Raw genomic sequence first — 16,780 nt, forward strand, 5'->3', positions numbered from 1 at the left:
TTTAAGCCAAAGGCTGACGTATCTTGACTGAGTCTATCCGCAACCCGCTGACCCTTTACCTCACTCGTCTGGCGCCCTCCAGCCAATTGACCATGCGCTACGTGCTGCAAGATGCGGCCGACCGGCTGGGCTTCGAGGACATCAACCTTGAAGACATCGACTGGCACCTGCTGCAACCCGAACACGTGATCGCTCTGGTTGCCGCCTTGCGTGAGGATGGCTATGCGCCGAACACCTCATCGCTGTACGTCAATGCGGTGCGTGGCGTGATGAACGAAGCCTGGCGGATGAACTTGATCAGCCAGGAACACCTGTTGCGCATGCGCACCGTCAAGGCTGCGCCGGGCACACGCCTGAGCCAGGGTCGCAACTTGCGGCGCAGTTTGATCCGCGAAATGATGGAAGTCTGCGCCGCCGACCCACGCCCGCAGGGCCTGCGCGATGCGGCGGTGATTGGGATTCTCTATGGTTCCGGCATGCGCAAGTCGGAGTCGGTCAACCTCGACCTGGCCCAGATCAATTTCGAAGAACGTAGCTTGCGGGTGATCGGCAAGGGCAACAAGGAGTTGATCAAGTACGCGCCGGATTGGGCGTTCGCCAAGTTGCAGGCGTGGCTGGCGTTTCGCCGCGAACAGCTCAAGGAAGGCGAGCAGGACGACAGTTTCCTGTTCAACCGTATCCGCCGTGGCAGCCATATCACCCGCGAACGCATCACCAAGCATGCGATCTACTACATCGCCCGCCAGCGTGGCGAACAGGTAGGCGTAAAAATCATGCCCCATGATTTCCGCCGCTCGTTCATTACGCGGGTGATCGAGGAGCATGACCTGTCGATTGCGCAGAAACTGGCACACCACACCAATATCCAGACCACCGCCAGCTATGACGTGCGCGACGACAATGAGCGACGGCGGGCGGTGGACCGGTTTGATCTCTAATTTTTTCGGATGATGGCGTCATTTAATTAAGGAGAATGGAATGGATACAACGCTTGAAAGGGTATCGGTGCTTACGCTCGGGGCGCTGCTGCTATGGGGGGCGGTGGCTGTATTGATTTGCGCCTGGATTCGAAGCGGTAGACTGATCGGAAATTGGACGGCCGCGCGTCAGAATATGGTTCTGGGATTGCTGCTAGTGCTGGCGTCTGTTTCGACGTCGACCTACTCATGGAATCAAGTCGATCAATTCAAGACTTACCAGAGCGCAGAAACTGAGGCCCTACAAGACGATATCGATAGAAGGAACGCCGACACCTATAAAAAGAACTGCGACCGACGCTCTGATAAGACCCAGCCGTGCCCACCCGCGAAGCCAGGGGTCAAGCTTTCCGTGTATAGCGAACCACTGCACCACTCACTGGACAAAGTGGTTGAAATCATTGGTTTAGTCCTCGGGCTTTTGGGCGGTGCATTGGGCGTTAACCTGATTACCGATGGGCTACTCAAGAAAGATCCGCCGAAGTACAGCTTGGTCAGGCGTAACGAAAGCCGAGTAACGCGAACATTCGGCTTAAAAGGCTGGAAACATGAAGAGCTCACTGTCGAATACCATCTCCCGTCATCAGCCGAGTCGGCTAAACCGCCCACGTCGTAGCGCACTCCGCCCCCTCTGATACGCGGCCCCACACGGGCCGCAATGTGCAATGATCAGGAGGACGGCGGGGCGCTCGCCAAGTGAGCCGGCAGGCGGCGCAAGGTCCACAACGTGGTAAGCATTGCGGCGATGGCGCACAACGCAATGCCAATCAGCATCGGCGCTGGCGTGTGATCCGCGAACACACCGATCACCGTCATGGACACGGCTGCCGTGATCATCTGGATCGCACCGAGCAAGGCCGACGCAGAACCGGCCACCGCGCCGTGGTCCTCCAGAGACAGCACGCCGGCAGCCGGCAACAACAAGCCGAGGAAACCAAAGCCGATAAACAGCAACGTCATCATCAAGGCCAGGCTGTCGATCCATAACGTGGTGGCGGCGAGTACAGCCATAACCGCCGCCACGGCCACCACCGACCAACGAATCAGCGGCGCCAGGCCAAAGCGTGCGCTGAGGCGTGCAGTGAGTTGGCTCATGGCGAAGAACGACGCAGCATTCACGGCAAACCCCAGGCTGAACTGCGTGGGCGTCAGGCCGTAATGTTCGATGTACACGAACGGCGCGCTGCCGATAAACACAAAGAACGTCGCCAAACCGAATCCGCACACCACCGACAAACCGATAAATACCGGGTCACGCAGCAACGCACCGTAGCTGCTGAAGGCGTTGCCCAGGGTCTTGCCCAAGCGCCGTTCGGCCGGGTGAGTTTCCGGCAGTTGTACGATGGTCATCACCAGGCACGCCACTGAGAGCACCGCCAGCACGGCAAACACTTCGCGCCAACTCCACAGCGAAATCACCAGGCTACCGGCGAGCGGCGCGAGAATCGGAGAGACACTCATCACCAGCATCAGCAACGCCATGAGTTTCGCGGCTTCATGCCCGGTGTACAGGTCACGCACGATGGCCCGTGGAATCACCATGCCCGCGCACGCACCGAACGCCTGCAGGGCCCGAAAGGCGATCAGTGATTCGATGGTAGGCGCCAATGCGCAACCGACACTGGCCACGGCAAAAATCACCAGGCCGGCATAAATCGGCGGCTTGCGCCCGAACACATCACTGATCGGGCCGTAGAACAACTGGCACACGCCGACGATGACAAAAAACACCGTGAGGCTCATCTGCACCAACGCCGGCGAGGCGTGCAGGCTCGCGCCCAGGGTCGGCAAGGCCGGCAGATAAATGTCGATGGCGAAGGGGCCGACGGCGGTGATCAAGCCCAGCAGCAGGGCCAGGCGGGCGATACTTCGAGACATGGGCAATTCCGGGCGGAGCAAACAAAGGTCGGCCAGCTTAAGGGATCTGCGCAGATCCGCAAACTTAGGCTTCAATAAGCAGTATGGATGGCCGATAACATGAGCAGCGGGGCTTCTACGGTTGGGTTCTCAACCGGCTGACCAGGCACGGGGATACCAGCATGACGATCAAACTGCGCTTGATGCTGTTGATAGCGACCGGATTGCTCACTGCCTTGATCATGAGCCTGGCCGGCTACCTGGGAAACACCCGGATGGGCACTGCCGTGCAGGACAACGAAGTGAGCATGACGGTGCTGCGCAACCACATGGAAGCCGACATGATGCACGACGCCCTGCGCGCCGATGTGTTATCGGCGATGCTGGTGGGCCTGGGTAAAAGCACCAGCAGCAAGGCCGACGTCGATAGTTCTCTAAAAGAGCACGCCGAACACTTTCGGCAAGTGTTGGCAGATAACCTCAAGCTGCCGCTGGACGATTCGCTCAAGGCAAGCCTGGAAAAAATCAAACCCAGCCTGGATAACTACATCGCCACCGGCGAACGCATCGTCGCCCTGGCATTGGATAATCCTGAAGCCGCGCGCGGCGAACTGGGTACATTCAATGCCGCGTTCAGCCAGTTGGAAGATCAAATGGCGAGCCTGAGCGAGTTGATCGAAACCAATACCCAGCAGACCAGCGTCGGTACGCGACAGGCCATCAGCAACGCCAACTTCACGCTGGGCGCGGTGTTGATCGCCAGTCTTTTACTGCTGCTGGCCCAGGGGCGCTGGGTGATCCTCAGCATCATGGGGCCCCTACAGGCGGCCAGCCGCATTGCCGACAGCATCGCGCGTGGCAACTTGAGTGAACCTATCGTCGAGCCCCGGCGCAAGGATGAAGCCAGCGCCTTGATCCGCAGCCTCACCACCATGCAAAAGGACCTGCGCGGCATGATCGAAGTGGTGCGCAGCAACGCCCATGGCGTCAATGGCATGAGCGAGCAACTGAGCCGCGGCTGCCATGAAGTGGCCGGCAGCAGCCAGCAACAGAGCGCCGCCGCCAGCACCATGGCCGCTGCTGCAAGTGAGATGACCGCGAGCATCGAGGAAATCACCCGGCACGCCGGACGCGCACTGGACATGGCCAACCAGGCGGAAACCTTGGCCAAGGACGGCGGCCGGGTGATTCATCAGGTGGTCAGTGACATGGACGGCATCGCTCGTTCCGCACAGCAATCCGCCCAAGTGATTCGCACGCTGGACAAGGAGTCCGAGGCCATTTTCAGCATTATCCAAGTGATCAAGGGGATCGCTGACCAGACTAACTTGCTGGCCCTGAATGCCGCGATTGAGGCCGCCCGTGCCGGCGAGCAGGGGCGCGGATTCGCTGTGGTTGCTGATGAAGTGCGCAACCTTGCCGGACGCACCAGCGCATCGACCCAGGAAATTGCCGCCATGGTCGGGCGTATCCAGCAGAACACTCGGGAAGCGGTGACCAGCATGGAGGAGGGCGTTGCTCAGGTGGACAAAGGCATGGCGGTAACCGCCGAAGTGGAGCGGGCAATTCGCGAGATTCTCCAAGCGACGTTGAACACCACGGAAATGGTCAACGATATCTCCCGGACGATCGGCGAGCAGAGCCTGGCCAGCAATGAAATTGCGCACCAAGTGGAGATGATTGCGGGGATGTCGCAGAACAATAGCCGAGTGATCGAGCAGACAGCGTCGACCACCGATGAACTGTCCAACCTGGCAGGAAAGCTGTCGCAGTCGGTTGATCGATTTCAGATGTAACTAATTGATTTAACTCAACTAAATAGTCATTTAGTTGAGTTGGCTCTCAGGGCAGGGGACTCAAGACTGGGAGAGGGTGGCCATACGCCGCTCGGCGATACGCTCAACGGTTTGCATATGCTCCGTGCCCCATTGGCACAGCGCACCCAACGCAGTCGCCAAGGATCGCCCGAACGGTGTCAGCGAGTACTCGACCTTGGGCGGTATTTCCTGGAAATCCACCCGGAAAATGATCTCGTCACGCTCCAATTCCTTGAGTTGCTGGATTAGCACCTTATCGGTCACGCCGCCAATCGCGCGCCTTAATTCCCCATATCGATGAACATTTTGCGCCAAGTTGAACAGCACCAGCGGCTTCCATTTACCGCCAATCACCGCCAGGGCGGCCTCGAGCCCGCAATTGAATGAGTGGTTGGCCATGATCCAGAGGACTCCGCATAGGGTACTTACTTAAAGGTGCATACTATTCAAAAGAATAGCGCAGATCTACAGTTGGGCCTCAACCTCATTCATCGGAGTTCACCATGAGCAGGCTCAACGGAAAAATCGCAGTCATTACCGGCGGCAACAGCGGCATCGGCCTGGCAACTGCCATTCGCTTTGCGGCGGAAGGCGCACAAGTCGTCATTGTAGGACGTCGACAAGAGGAACTGGACAAGGCGCTGCAACTGATAGGTCCTGAAGCCATCGCCATACAAGGCGACATTTCAAAACTGGACGACCTTGATCGCGTGTTCACCCAGGTCAAAGCAGCCAAAGGCCGGGTCGACGTGCTGTTCGCCAACGCAGGCCTGGGGGATTTCCAACCGATCGGCTCGATCACCGAGGAATCGTTTGACCGTACCTTCGGCATCAACGTCAAAGGCACGCTGTTCACCGTACAAAAAGCCTTGCCACTGATGAGCGCCGGCAGCTCGGTGATCCTCACGGGTTCGACCACAGGCACCATGGGCACACCGGCATTCAGCGTGTACAGCGCTACGAAAGCGGCGCTGCGTAACTTTGCCAGGAGCTGGGCGCTGGATCTCAAAGGTACGGGCATTCGTGTCAACGTACTCTCACCAGGGCCGATCTCGACACCGGGTCTGGACCTGGCGCTTTCAGGTACTGGACAGAAAGACGCAATCATCGACGACATGACCGCGCAGGTTCCATTGAGCCGTATTGGCAAGCCCGAGGAAGTTGCAGCGGCAGCGTTGTTCCTGGCATCGGATGAAAGCAGCTTCATGACCGGCAGTGAGATGTTTGTCGATGGTGGCTTTGCTCAGGTTTGAGTGAGATAGGGGTTTTGCCTGTTGAAATGTGATGGGCACTGCCCCTGATTGCGCATTAGGATATTACGTATAATGTATATTATGTTAAATGATGTATTACGCTATGCGTGTCACCCAGCGACTTTGTAGATCTCAGCAACCACCTGCTTCACTGCGTCTTCGATCGCACCTTCATTCCGGCACATCACCCAGCCATGATCCGCAACCGCCTGCTCGAACATCTCTGTGCATGCAACATGCTCTGCATACTTCTGGATTACCGTACCGCCCAATCCTCGCGACCGTGCAACTGCCCTTGCCCACGAAATATCCGGCGCGGTGACAACGCCGACATGCACATCCGGCACTCGCACGTCCCGCTCCCGGTTCAACTGGAGAATCTCTGCAAACGAGATGGTGTGTCGAAACGCAGCATCGGACGGATACCAGCGATCAATCAGGATAATGCTGTCCAACGGCTGCTGAGTCAGTACGTTCCGGGATATCCAGCTGCGACTCTCGGCAAAACGCTCGCACACAGCCCATTCCAGATCCCGCGAGGGATTTCTGGCAAGTTCGTTAACCAGGGCCATGGTTTCCCTTCTGTAGGGATCGCTTTTTCTCTCGCAAAGTCGGATGACTTTCTTGTTATGCGACCTCAGCGTTGCCGTTACTGCCTCCAACAGCGTAGTTTTGCCGGTGCCTTTGGGCCCATCCAGGGAAACAAAAAACGGAATATTCATTTGTCATACAGTGATCAGGATAATGATAACCACGCCTCTTCTTGTCGACGTGATTGAGTGATCGACCCAGCCGGTAGTTATATCTGTGAAAAAGAGTGAGCTTCCCGTAAAAACCTGCGTGACCTGTGGACTTCCCTTCACGTGGAGGAAGAAATGGGCACGCTGCTGGGATGAAGTGCGTTACTGCTCGGAGCGTTGCCGGCGCAGCAAAAGCTGACCCTGCTCCAGCAGCTGACTAATCAGCTGCCAGGAGCTTTTTGACTTCGGCGATGATCAAGTCGATGTTGAAGGGTTTGGCCAATACAGCATCAAAAAGATCCGATCTCTCTATTCCGATATGCGCCTGAGCACCGCTTATCAAGATGATCGGCAATTGATTTGCCGCAGGCAGCGCTCGAATGGCGGTGGCGAATTCCTCGCCGTCCATGACCGGCATCATATAGTCGGTAATGATCAAAGCAGGCCGTTCTCTATCGAGAACCTCAAGTCCTTTTCGACCATTGCTCGCCGTTACGACCATGTACCCCTCATCCTCCAGCGCGAAGCTAAGGATGTCAGCGATCAAATACTCGTCGTCGACGACCAGGATGGTGGTCATGTTAATTCAACCCACACAAAAGCTTAAGAAATTGAACCGGGCGATGACTCAGCGGGGACCGATGGTTCATGTCTTGAAGCCTTTTTCAGGAAAACATCATAATCACGGATGATGACCTCAAATCGTGAGGGATCGTAAGAGCTGTCTCTTACCTTAAGAATGGATAGCGTCCGGCTTAGTTCAGAGTGATTCTCAGAAAACCGCATCAGCATCAGGTTGTCGACGATGCTAGACAGGTCAGAGTTTGGTGCGCTGACCTCTGAACCAAATAGATCGCGCATTTCCCAGGAGGCAAATACCGTAACGCCCCTGGATCGCAGCTCGTTCATCAGTGCACTGAAGAAGTCAGTAATCCGTGCGGGATTCGTCGAGACTCGCGTCATACCGCTAAGGCTATCGAGAAACACGCGCTTGATGCCCTTCTCTTCTACGAGACTCAGTAGTCGTGTGCCCAACCCATCCAGCAACCCCTCAGTAGTAGGCTGCCAGGCAATGCTCAAGGCGCCGCTGCCTTCCATGCCCTTTATATCGATACCGAGTGATTGGCCTTTGAGTCGCAACCGTTCCGGGCTTTCGTAGAAGCCAAAATGCAGGCCCGGTGCTTCCACAGTCGACTCAGCCAGAAATTTGAGGCCAAGGGTGGTTTTACCAATACCGGAAGGGCCGATTACTAGAGTCACGCTGGAACTGTGCAGCCCCCCGCCTAGGATGTCGTCCAGTGATTCAATCCCACTGGCGATACGGGTCATGTCGGCGCTGTCGGGAGACGACGGGTGGCTGTAGAGACTTTCGAGTCGCGGGTAAACCACCAAGCCATTTTCGGTAATTTCACACTCGTGAAGACCGGTCATTGCTGAGCTGCCGCGAGTTTTACGAAGCTGAATTCGACGCACTGACCGAGTGCCGAACAGCTCCTCGCCCATCTCAATCACCCCATCAACCATGGTGTGCTCAGGGCTGCCGTCGTCCAGACGGGAACTGGTGAGAAACAGCACTGTGCAACCTGCGAAAGCGGCGTGCCCTTGCAACTCGGAAATGAATTTCTTGGTATCGATGTGCGAATCTGCTTTGGAGCGCGCATTGAGCAAGCCGTCTACTACCATCACTGTGGCTTTTTGACGGCTTATCTCGCGCCGCAGCAGTTTCACCACCTCGTCCAGTCCGTCGTTTTCCAACGTGTCAAACGCACTGACAAATTGGATTTCGGCGCCAACCTTGGAGGCGTCGAAGAAGCTCAGAGTCGAAAGGAATTGAAAAAGTCGGTCGTGTGATTCGGCCAGCAGCGTGGCGACCAGAACCCTTCCTCCATTGTTCGCATGATGGAACCCAAGCTGGTTGGCAAGGATCGTTTTTCCAGACCCTGGGCGCCCTTGGATGATGTATGAAGCGCCTGCTACCAGCCCACCCTTGAGCAGAGCGTCTAGCCCTTCGATTCCACTTTGAAGGCGTTTTAGCTTTTCCACGATACGACCCTGATCTGAAAAACAGGCTGTTTAAGCCGAGTGAAGCGGAATGCTAACCCCATTTTTGCTCTGGAGCCATTCCCGCCTCTCCATAACCCTAATGCTGAAACGTCATCATCCCCCGCTCTTCTGCATGTTAATCTCGCTCCACCACGAATAGACATTGATCGTCACAAGACGATGACCAGAACCAGGAAAGCCCATGCCAAAGATTTCTCACTCAGCCCTGCGCCGCAAATTCCGTGAATTGCTTGCTACCCCAACCTGCGTTGAAACCGCGTCCGTCTTTGACCCGATGTCCGCGCGTATTGCCGCTGACCTGGGTTTCGAAGTCGGCATCCTCGGTGGCTCCGTTGCTTCGTTGCAGGTACTGGCCGCGCCCGATTTCGCGTTGATCACCCTGAGTGAGTTCGTTGAGCAAGCCACCCGTATTGGCCGTGTTGCCCAGTTGCCGTTCATCGCCGATGCCGACCATGGCTACGGTAACGCGCTGAACGTGATGCGCACTGTCGAAGAGCTTGAGCGTGCCGGTGTGGCCGCGTTGACCATTGAAGACACGTTGCTGCCCGCGCAATTCGGGCGCAAGTCCACCGACCTGATTTCCATTGAAGAAGGCATCGGCAAGGTCCGCGCGGCGCTGGAAGCCCGTGTTGATCCTGAACTGTCGATCATTGCCCGCACCAACGCCGGTGTGTTGCCGACCGAGGCTGTGATCGAGCGCACCCTGGCGTATCAGAAAGCCGGTGCCGATGGGATTTGCATGGTGGGTGTGGCTGACTTCGAGCACCTGGAGAAGATCGCCGAGAACCTGACCGTGCCGCTGATGCTGGTGACGTATGGCAATCCTAAGCTCAATGACGCCAAGCGCCTGGCCAGCCTCGGTGTACGTGTGGTGGTTGCCGGCCATGGCGCCTACTTTGCCGCGATCAAGGCGACCTATGACAGCCTGCGTGCCCAGCGCCAGTTGACCCACAGCACCGATAACCTCAGTGCTACCGAGTTGACGCACACCTATACCTTGCCTGAAAACTACGTGGCCTGGGCTGAAGAGTTCATGGACGTCAAAGAGTAATACGCAAGCTGGGACGAGGGGTGCAACACCCTCCTCCTCCAGCCATTATGCGTCGTTGAGCACTGTGAACCCATAGCACATAACTCGTGTGTATTTGCGTGGATTATCAGGGCTAATCACGCGCCGTAACCTGTGCTCCAAAGCGCAAGCACACCGCCTTGCGCAGCACACAAACGGAGCTTCCCATGACCCTTTCCAACACCCGTCAACTCGAAGGCAAAGTCGCGCTGATCACCGGCGCCAGTTCCGGCATTGGTCGAGCGGCCGCTGTCGTCCTGGCCCAGCGCGGCGCGAAGATCGTGGCTGCTGCCCGCCGTCAGAGCGAGCTGGACGACGTGGTTGCCGAGATCACTGCCAATGGCGGCACCGCGTCCTCCATCGTCGTCGACGTGACCCGCGAAGCCGACATCATCGCCATGGTCAAATTTGCCGTGGACACCTATGGCAAGCTGGACATCGCCTTCAACAATGCCGGCACCGAAGGCGTGTTCGCGCCGCTGGTCGAACAGGACAATGCACGCTTCGACCTGGTGTTCGAGCCGAATGTGCGCGGGGTTTTCAACTGCATGAAGTACCAAGCCAAGGTAATGCTCGAACAGGGTTTTGGCAGCATCATCAATAACGCGTCCATGGGCGGCGTGATCGGTTTCGAGAATGCCGCGCTGTATATCGGCACCAAGCACGCCATTGTCGGTATGACCAAGACCGCGTCCATCGAATGGTTCAAGCAGGGCGTGCGGGTCAATGCGCTGTGCCCGGGCCTGATCGAGACGCCGTTCCACCATCGCGGGATCTGGCCGTCGGTGGACGCCCAGCACGCTTTCGCCGCCAGCACCCCGGCCAGCCGGTTTGGCACCGCCGAAGAGATGGCGACGGTGGTGGCGTTCCTAGGGTCGGAAGATGCCAGCTACGTGTCCGGCCATGCCTTGTTGGCAGATGGCGGCTACTCGGTGGCCTGACGGTTACGGGTCTGGAAGAAGTCGATAAATGCCCGGAGCTTTCCGGGCATTTGCGCACGGTTGGCGTAATACAGGTGGAAGGTCTCGGCGGGCGCCGCGCAGTGTTCAAGCAACGCCACCAGTGCACCGCTGGCGATATCCGCCTGGGCAAACGGGCGGAACACCAGGGCCACGCCGCAACCCAGGCGCGCAGCCGACAAGGTGGTGCGCATTTCATCCAGCACCAGGCGCCCCTTCACCTCAATCGCGACAGTGGCCTTGCCGATGCGAAACGTCCAATCCATGTACGGCCCGCGGCTGCTCAGGCGCTGGTGGATGCAGTCGTGGGCCAGCAGGTCTTCGGGTGTGTCCAGCGGTGCCGAGCGCGCCAGGTACGCGGGCGCCGCCACGGCCACCATCGGCTGCGACGTGCCAAGCGGCACGGCGATCATGTCGCGCTGCAAGGCCTGGCCCAGGCGAATGCCGGCATCGAAACCTTCGCCAATGATGTCGCTCAAGCCATTATCGAGCGCGATATCCAAGGTGATTTCCGGGTACTGCGTGAGGAATGCCGCCACGTGCGGCTCGATCAGCGAGGCATAGGCCACGTAGGAACTGTTGATCTTCAATGCGCCGTAAGGGCGGCTGGCGGTGTCGTGCACTTGCTGCACCGAGAAGCGAATCTGCTCCAGTGCCGGTGCCAGGGTGTCGAGCAGTTGGCTGCCGGACTCGGTCAGCGCCACGCTGCGGGTGGTGCGGTTGAACAGGCGCACACCCAATTGCGCTTCAAGCTGCTTGATGGTCTTGGACATGGCCGTGGGCGTGACCTCCATCTCGGCTGCCGCCCGCGCGAAATTCAGATGACGGGCCACACATTCGAACGCGATCAGCGCCGGCAAGTGGGTGGATTTCAGGCTCATGCAGCGTCTCGATGGGTTAAGCCAACAGTGTTGCGCAGCATAAGTGAGTTCAACTAAGCCGCCCACTGAAAATACTGCCCACGCAAAAAAATCCGCCGCAGAGTCTGCGGCGGCAACCAAAGGATTTTGTCGAAGCAGAGCGGCTAAGACAGGCCCAACGCTACACCCGCGCCGGGTTAAATACCGTGAAGTTTAATTAATCGAGTTTCATCCGGAAGACCGCTACAGGCCGCGCAGACTGGGCTTAGAATCAACCTCGGCAACCATGCCGAACACAATAAAAAACCGTAACAGCTCACCTGCAAACATCTGCCCATACCACGTTATGCACCATCCAATAAGTGCGGTGTTTCTGTGCGCGCGTTCATTATTCCGGGGAAGTCACAACATGATTAAACAGTCGAGCCTGTTAGCACTAGCGGTGTGTGCCGGTATCAGCCAAATGGCCTTTGCAGACTCCGTCAGCGACCAGGCAGATGCCAAGGGGTTTATCGAGGGCAGCAGCATCACCGGGCTGCTGCGCAACTACTACATGAACCGCAACCGTGAAGGCGGTCGGGCTGACAACCGCGACTGGACCCAAGGCGCAATGCTCAACTACGCCTCGGGCTTTACCCAAGGCACCATTGGTTTCGGCGTGGATGCCTATGCCTACGGCGGGCTGAAACTGGATGCCACCCATGAATACGCGGGCACCGGCAACCTGCCGACCGACCGGCACGGCGATCCCGAAGACGCCTACGGCTCGGTTGGCGCCGCCGTGAAAATCAAAGTGTCCAAGACTCAACTCAAATTCGGTGACATGCAGCCCACCGCGCCCGTCTTCGCCACCGGTGGCACGCGCCTGTTGCCGCAGACCGCCACCGGTTTCGACCTGACCAGCAGCGAAATCGCCGGCCTGGACCTGGAAGCCGGGCACTTCACCAGCACCAACAGCGGCATGACCAGCAACCATGACCACGATATCTATGCGACCTACGCCAACATCGCCGCCAACAGCGCAAGCTTTGTCGGCGGCAAATACACCTTTACCCCGTCCCTGAGCGCCACGCTGTATGCCGGCGAGCTGGAAGACATCTGGCGCCAGTACTACACCAACCTCAACTATGTGATTGCGCTGGCGCATGACCAGTCCCTGGCGCTGGACGGCAACCTGTACCGCACCCTCGACACGGGCAGCGCCAAGGCCGGGGCGATCAACAACACCACCTACTCGGTGGCGGCAGCCTACTCGTTCCTGCAGGCGCACACGCTGACGCTGTCGTTCCAGAAAGTGCATGGCGACACGCCGTTCGACTACATCGGCACGGGCAACAACGGTGCGGGCGAAGGCGGTGATTCGGTGTACCTGGCCAACTCGGTGCAATGGGGCGACTTCAACGGCCCGGGCGAGCAGTCGTGGGGTATCCGTTATGACCTCAACGTGGCCAGTTATGGCGTGCCGGGGCTGAGTTTCATGGCGCGCTACATCAACGGTTCCGACATCAATGGCACCCACACACCGGACCACAGCGCCTACGTAGGCGACTACGGTGCCGATGGCGCCCACCACGAGACGGATGTGGAAGCCAAGTACGTGATCCAGAGCGGTCCGGCGAAAAACCTGTCGTTGCGCCTGCGTGATGCGATCGTGGCCTCAAACGCCGACCAGCGCGATGGTGATCTCAATGAGCTGCGGTTGATCGTCGATTATCCGTTTACGCTGCTGTAAGTGGCCTTTGTGGTGAGGGGGCAAGCTCCCTCACCACTGGGCTGCATCAGCCCACCCAACCCACTGCGGTCTTGGGAATGACTTCCGACTCATCCAGCTTCGACGCGAACATACTCACAGCCTCCACCGCGTCACTGGTACTGGTGCGAATCTGCAGGATCACCGAACCAGCCTGATCAGCCAAGCTGACGCCGCGTTGCGCACCCTCCTGGGTGGCGTTCATGCTGGTCACTGCGTCACGGGTTTCCGAGAGGATCATGCCGATCATCTCGGCAATTTCCGCCGTCGAGCGGCTGGTCCGCCCGGCCAGTTGCCGGACTTCATCGGCTACCACCGCAAAGCCTCGCCCTTGATCGCCCGCACGCGCTGCCTCAATCGCCGCGTTGAGGGCCAACAAGTTGGTCTGGTCGGCAATCCCCCGAATGGTGTTGACGATGGCAGTGATCTGCTCGGAACGATCGCCCAGTTGCCCCACCAGCCGTGCAGAGGCGCCGATGTTGTCGGCGATGCGGCGCATTTCGCTGGCAGTCTCCTGGATCACCTGGGTGCCATGTTCGGCAAAACGCTCGGTCTCGGAGGAAATATGGTAGGCCCGCGACGCACCACGGGAGTCTTCTTCGAATTTTTCCACGCGCTCGGTGATGTCGCTGGCGAACTTGACGATCTTGATCAGCTTGCCGTCGCCGTCGTAGACAGGGTTGTAACTGGCTTCCAACCACACCACCCGGCCATGTTTGCCCAGGCGCTTGAATTGCCCGGTAAAGAATTCGCCATTGTTCAGGCGACGCCAGAAATCGGTGTATTCGTGGCTGTTGATCAGGGTCGGCTCGCAAAACAAGCGGTGGTGTTTGCCTTTGAGTTCCGCCAGCGAATACCCCATCACGTTCAAGAAGTTTGTATTCGCGTCCAATACGTGGCCGCCAAGATCGAACTCGATCACGGCCATGGCCCGGTCCAGAGCGGCCAGTTTGCTGGAGGTGGCCGCTTCCACCTCCACTTTGTCGGTGACGTCCAAGGCGTACTTGACCACTTTCAGCACTTGTCCGCGTTCATCCAGGACCGGGTTGTAACTCGCTTCCAGCCAGGTGGTCTTGCCGTTGGCATGAACCCGTTTGAAGGTGCCTGAAACGAACTTGCCGGCTTTCAAATCACTCCAGAATTGGCTATAGGCCGAACTACTGGTCAGCGCCGGTAAGCAAAAGTCGCGGTGGGATTTGCCGGCCAATTGATCCGCGCTGTAGCCCAGGGTCTTGAGAAAATTATCGTTGGCGCGCAATACCTTGCCATTGAGATCGAATTCGACCACGGCCATGGAGCGTTCCAGCGCGACAATCAGTCCTTTGTACTCAGTGGATTCGGCCGTCCTGGCCGCCAGTTCTGTTTTGAGTGCTTTATTGAACATGACGTACCCTCAGCCGTGCGGAAAAACCGTTCTCTTGATTGGCTATCGGCTGGGAAATACGCGACTTTATGCGGCATAAATGTTTATTTTTTTGGCGCCAGATTATTGCTCTAGGTCCCGTTACTCAAGGCTTTGCGTCGGGCAGTGACAACCGCTCTCGCATGCCGCTGCTCGCAGCAGGGCCAGCCTGCAAAACGCACTGATCCATCGGCACGACCTGCCCCTCGGCACTTGCGAGCATTGGTTGTACCGGCCTGCCCGTCCCACGCTCCACCAACTCGACACTGGTACCCTCCTCGGCGTAATGCCGATTGCCCCAGGCCACCAGCGACATCAGCACCATGCGGAAATCCTCGCCCTTCTCCGTCGGCACATATTCGTAGCGCGGCGGACGCTCGCTGTAGGCCTGGCGTTCGAGCATGCCCGCCTCCACCAACGCGTTGAGGCGGCGCGTCAACATATTCGGCGCGATGCCCAGGCTGCGCGAGAACTCGTCGAAGCGGCGCAGGCCGTGCAAGGCGTCGCGCATGATCAGAATGCTCCACCACTCCCCTACCCGCTCAAGGCTGCGGGCGATCGGGCATTCGTCGCTGATGAGGGACTTGCGTTGCATGGGGATTCCTGTGGGTCAGTGCAAATGTGTGTGACGCCATGTTACTTTCATGATGATAGTGACGTCCATAGGGTCTGTTCCCTCACCGCAACCGGAGTCGATTGATCATGAGTAAACGCATTGTTGTGACAGGCATGGGCGCGCTGACGCCGTTGGGCGCTGACGTGGAATCTACCTGGCGCCGCCTGTTGGCCGGGCAATCGGGCATTCGCCGCCTGCCGGAAGAGTTGATCGGTGACTTGGCCGTCAGTATCGGTGGCCAGGTACAAAGCAGCGTGCAGGACCCTGAAGCCGGATTTGACCCGGATCGCCTGCTCGCAGCCAAGGAACAACGCAAGATGGACCGCTTTATCCTGTTCGCACTGGCGGCGGCGGATGAAGCCTTGAAGCAGGCCGGCTGGGCGCCGAACACAGTGGAACAACAGGAACGCACGGCGACCATCATTGCGTCTGGCGTCGGCGGTTTCCCAGCGATTGCCGATGCAGTGCGCACCACTGACAGCAAAGGCCCGCGCCGATTGTCCCCATTTACCATCCCGTCCTTCTTGAGCAACATGGCCGCCGGGCATGTGTCGATCAATTACGGCTTGAAAGGCCCGTTGGGCGCGCCGGTGACGGCTTGTGCCGCGGGTGTGCAGGCTATCGGTGATGCGGCGCGGATGATTCGTGCCGGTGAAGTCGATGTAGTGGTGTGCGGCGGCGCGGAAGCGGCGATTCATCGGGTCAGTCTGGCCGGTTTTGCGGCAGCGCGAGCCCTGTCCAGCGACTTCAATGACAGCCCTGAGCGGGCTTCGCGGCCATTCGACCAAGCGCGCGACGGTTTTGTCATGGGCGAAGGCGCTGGCATCCTGGTCATCGAAGCACTCGAACACGCCCTAGCCCGTGGCGCGCAGCCGATTGCGGAGTTGGTGGGCTACGGCACCAGTGCCGACGCCTATCACATGACGGCCGGCCCGGAAGATGGCGATGGTGCGCGACGCGCCATGCAGCAAGCCTTGCGCCAGGCAGGAATCGAGGCGGCCCAGGTGCAGTACTTGAACGCTCACGCTACTTCCACCCCGGTGGGCGATAAGGGCGAACTGGCGGCGATCAGGACGGTATTTGGCGCTAACGGCAGCCCGGCGATCAGCTCGACCAAATCCGCTACCGGTCACCTGTTGGGCGCTGCGGGCGGTATCGAAGCCATCTTCACCGTACTCGCCCTGCGCGATCAGGTCGCCCCGGTCACCCTCAACCTGGAAACCCCCGACGCGCTTGCGGATGGCCTGGACCTGCTGCGCGGTGCAGCCCGGCCGATGCCCATTGAATACGCGCTGTCCAACGGCTTCGGCTTTGGCGGCGTGAATGCCAGCGTGCTGTTCCGCCGCTGGGCGTAGTTTGCCCCTGCGGTATTTTTCGGGGACCATGGGCGCCTTTCTGAACCTGCCAACGAGAGGC

General features: G+C 58.6%; 17 protein-coding genes and 2 pseudogenes. 10 read left to right on the plus strand and 9 right to left on the minus strand.

What is annotated here, in order from left to right; all coding sequences use genetic code 11:
* Window positions 1–23: 23 nt before the first annotated feature.
* Complete coding sequence (locus WH299_RS24945) at window positions 24–938, plus strand: site-specific integrase (RefSeq protein ID WP_016975660.1); 915 nt, start codon at window positions 24–26, stop codon at window positions 936–938.
* Between the two features lie 40 nt (window positions 939–978).
* Complete coding sequence (locus WH299_RS24950) at window positions 979–1,593, plus strand: hypothetical protein (RefSeq protein WP_339551588.1); 615 nt, start codon at window positions 979–981, stop codon at window positions 1,591–1,593.
* 53 nt (window positions 1,594–1,646) lie between these two features.
* Here WH299_RS24950 and WH299_RS24955 read toward each other — a convergent pair whose 3' ends face one another.
* The gene (locus WH299_RS24955; RefSeq protein ID WP_339551589.1) at window positions 1,647–2,855 is read right to left on the minus strand and encodes a multidrug effflux MFS transporter; all 1,209 of its coding nucleotides are present in this window, start codon (window positions 2,853–2,855) and stop codon (window positions 1,647–1,649) included.
* Window positions 2,856–3,016: 161 nt separating this feature from the next.
* Between WH299_RS24955 and WH299_RS29775 the strand changes: the two are divergent.
* Window positions 3,017–3,772, plus strand: a pseudogene (locus WH299_RS29775) (MCP four helix bundle domain-containing protein); the annotation flags it as partial.
* A gap of 132 nt (window positions 3,773–3,904) precedes the next feature.
* Window positions 3,905–4,630, plus strand: a complete 726-nt coding sequence (locus tag WH299_RS29780) for a methyl-accepting chemotaxis protein (protein ID WP_445262724.1) — start codon at window positions 3,905–3,907, stop codon at window positions 4,628–4,630.
* Window positions 4,631–4,690: 60 nt separating this feature from the next.
* Here WH299_RS29780 and WH299_RS24965 read toward each other — a convergent pair whose 3' ends face one another.
* A complete protein-coding gene (locus WH299_RS24965) occupies window positions 4,691–5,050 on the minus strand; it encodes a winged helix-turn-helix transcriptional regulator (RefSeq protein WP_122727044.1) in 360 nt (119 codons plus the stop codon).
* A gap of 104 nt (window positions 5,051–5,154) precedes the next feature.
* Between WH299_RS24965 and WH299_RS24970 the strand changes: the two genes are divergently transcribed.
* A complete protein-coding gene (locus WH299_RS24970) occupies window positions 5,155–5,904 on the plus strand; it encodes an SDR family NAD(P)-dependent oxidoreductase (RefSeq protein WP_122727041.1) in 750 nt (249 codons plus the stop codon).
* Window positions 5,905–6,014: 110 nt separating this feature from the next.
* Here WH299_RS24970 and WH299_RS24975 read toward each other — a convergent pair whose 3' ends face one another.
* Complete coding sequence (locus WH299_RS24975) at window positions 6,015–6,626, minus strand: dTMP kinase (RefSeq protein WP_339551592.1); 612 nt, start codon at window positions 6,624–6,626, stop codon at window positions 6,015–6,017.
* 85 nt (window positions 6,627–6,711) lie between these two features.
* Here WH299_RS24975 and WH299_RS24980 point away from each other — a divergent pair, with 85 nt between their 5' ends.
* Window positions 6,712–6,843 (plus strand): DUF2256 domain-containing protein, encoded by a 132-nt coding sequence (locus WH299_RS24980; protein WP_078048468.1) that lies wholly within the window; start codon window positions 6,712–6,714, stop codon window positions 6,841–6,843.
* A gap of 18 nt (window positions 6,844–6,861) precedes the next feature.
* Here the strand turns inward: WH299_RS24980 and WH299_RS24985 are convergent, their stop codons facing one another.
* Both WH299_RS24985 and WH299_RS24990 read right to left on the minus strand, forming a co-directional pair.
* On the minus strand, window positions 6,862–7,224 hold the full coding sequence (locus WH299_RS24985; protein WP_122685071.1) for a response regulator: 363 nt from the start codon (window positions 7,222–7,224) through the stop codon (window positions 6,862–6,864).
* Between the two features lie 23 nt (window positions 7,225–7,247).
* On the minus strand, window positions 7,248–8,687 hold the full coding sequence (locus tag WH299_RS24990) for an ATPase domain-containing protein (RefSeq protein ID WP_068933164.1): 1,440 nt from the start codon (window positions 8,685–8,687) through the stop codon (window positions 7,248–7,250).
* 202 nt (window positions 8,688–8,889) lie between these two features.
* Here WH299_RS24990 and WH299_RS24995 point away from each other — a divergent pair, with 202 nt between their 5' ends.
* Together WH299_RS24995 and WH299_RS25000 are read left to right on the plus strand one after the other, a co-directional pair.
* Complete coding sequence (locus WH299_RS24995; RefSeq protein ID WP_028616149.1) at window positions 8,890–9,759, plus strand: isocitrate lyase/PEP mutase family protein; 870 nt, start codon at window positions 8,890–8,892, stop codon at window positions 9,757–9,759.
* Window positions 9,760–9,944: 185 nt separating this feature from the next.
* The gene (locus tag WH299_RS25000) at window positions 9,945–10,718 is read left to right on the plus strand and encodes an SDR family NAD(P)-dependent oxidoreductase (RefSeq protein WP_028616148.1); all 774 of its coding nucleotides are present in this window, start codon (window positions 9,945–9,947) and stop codon (window positions 10,716–10,718) included.
* On the opposite strand, the gene WH299_RS25005 is transcribed toward WH299_RS25000, so the two are convergent.
* A complete protein-coding gene (locus tag WH299_RS25005) occupies window positions 10,703–11,617 on the minus strand; it encodes a LysR family transcriptional regulator (RefSeq protein ID WP_028616147.1) in 915 nt (304 codons plus the stop codon). The genes WH299_RS25000 and WH299_RS25005 overlap by 16 nt on opposite strands.
* A gap of 388 nt (window positions 11,618–12,005) precedes the next feature.
* Here WH299_RS25005 and WH299_RS25010 point away from each other — a divergent pair, with 388 nt between their 5' ends.
* Window positions 12,006–13,328 (plus strand): OprD family porin, encoded by a 1,323-nt coding sequence (locus tag WH299_RS25010; RefSeq protein ID WP_339551593.1) that lies wholly within the window; start codon window positions 12,006–12,008, stop codon window positions 13,326–13,328.
* 46 nt (window positions 13,329–13,374) lie between these two features.
* Here the strand turns inward: WH299_RS25010 and WH299_RS29785 are convergent, their stop codons facing one another.
* The 3 genes and pseudogenes from WH299_RS29785 to WH299_RS25020 all read right to left on the minus strand — a co-directional run bounded on the left by WH299_RS29785 (window position 13,375) and on the right by WH299_RS25020 (window position 15,343).
* On the minus strand, window positions 13,375–13,959 hold the full coding sequence (locus WH299_RS29785) for a methyl-accepting chemotaxis protein (protein WP_370737450.1): 585 nt from the start codon (window positions 13,957–13,959) through the stop codon (window positions 13,375–13,377).
* A 3-nt stretch (window positions 13,960–13,962) separates the two neighbouring features.
* Window positions 13,963–14,730 (minus strand): annotated as a pseudogene (locus tag WH299_RS29790) (PAS domain-containing protein); the annotation flags it as partial.
* A gap of 124 nt (window positions 14,731–14,854) precedes the next feature.
* Window positions 14,855–15,343: a winged helix-turn-helix transcriptional regulator gene (locus WH299_RS25020; RefSeq protein ID WP_028616144.1), complete on the minus strand. Its 489-nt coding sequence runs from the start codon at window positions 15,341–15,343 to the stop codon at window positions 14,855–14,857.
* Between the two features lie 107 nt (window positions 15,344–15,450).
* Between WH299_RS25020 and fabF the strand changes: the two genes are divergently transcribed.
* Entirely contained in the window at window positions 15,451–16,719 is a 1,269-nt protein-coding gene (fabF, locus tag WH299_RS25025; protein ID WP_339551595.1) for a beta-ketoacyl-ACP synthase II, read from the plus strand.
* Window positions 16,720–16,780: the final 61 nt, after the last annotated feature.

Source organism: Pseudomonas sp. MYb541 (assembly GCF_037479595.1).
Classification (GTDB): Bacteria; Pseudomonadota; Gammaproteobacteria; order Pseudomonadales; family Pseudomonadaceae; genus Aquipseudomonas; species Aquipseudomonas canadensis.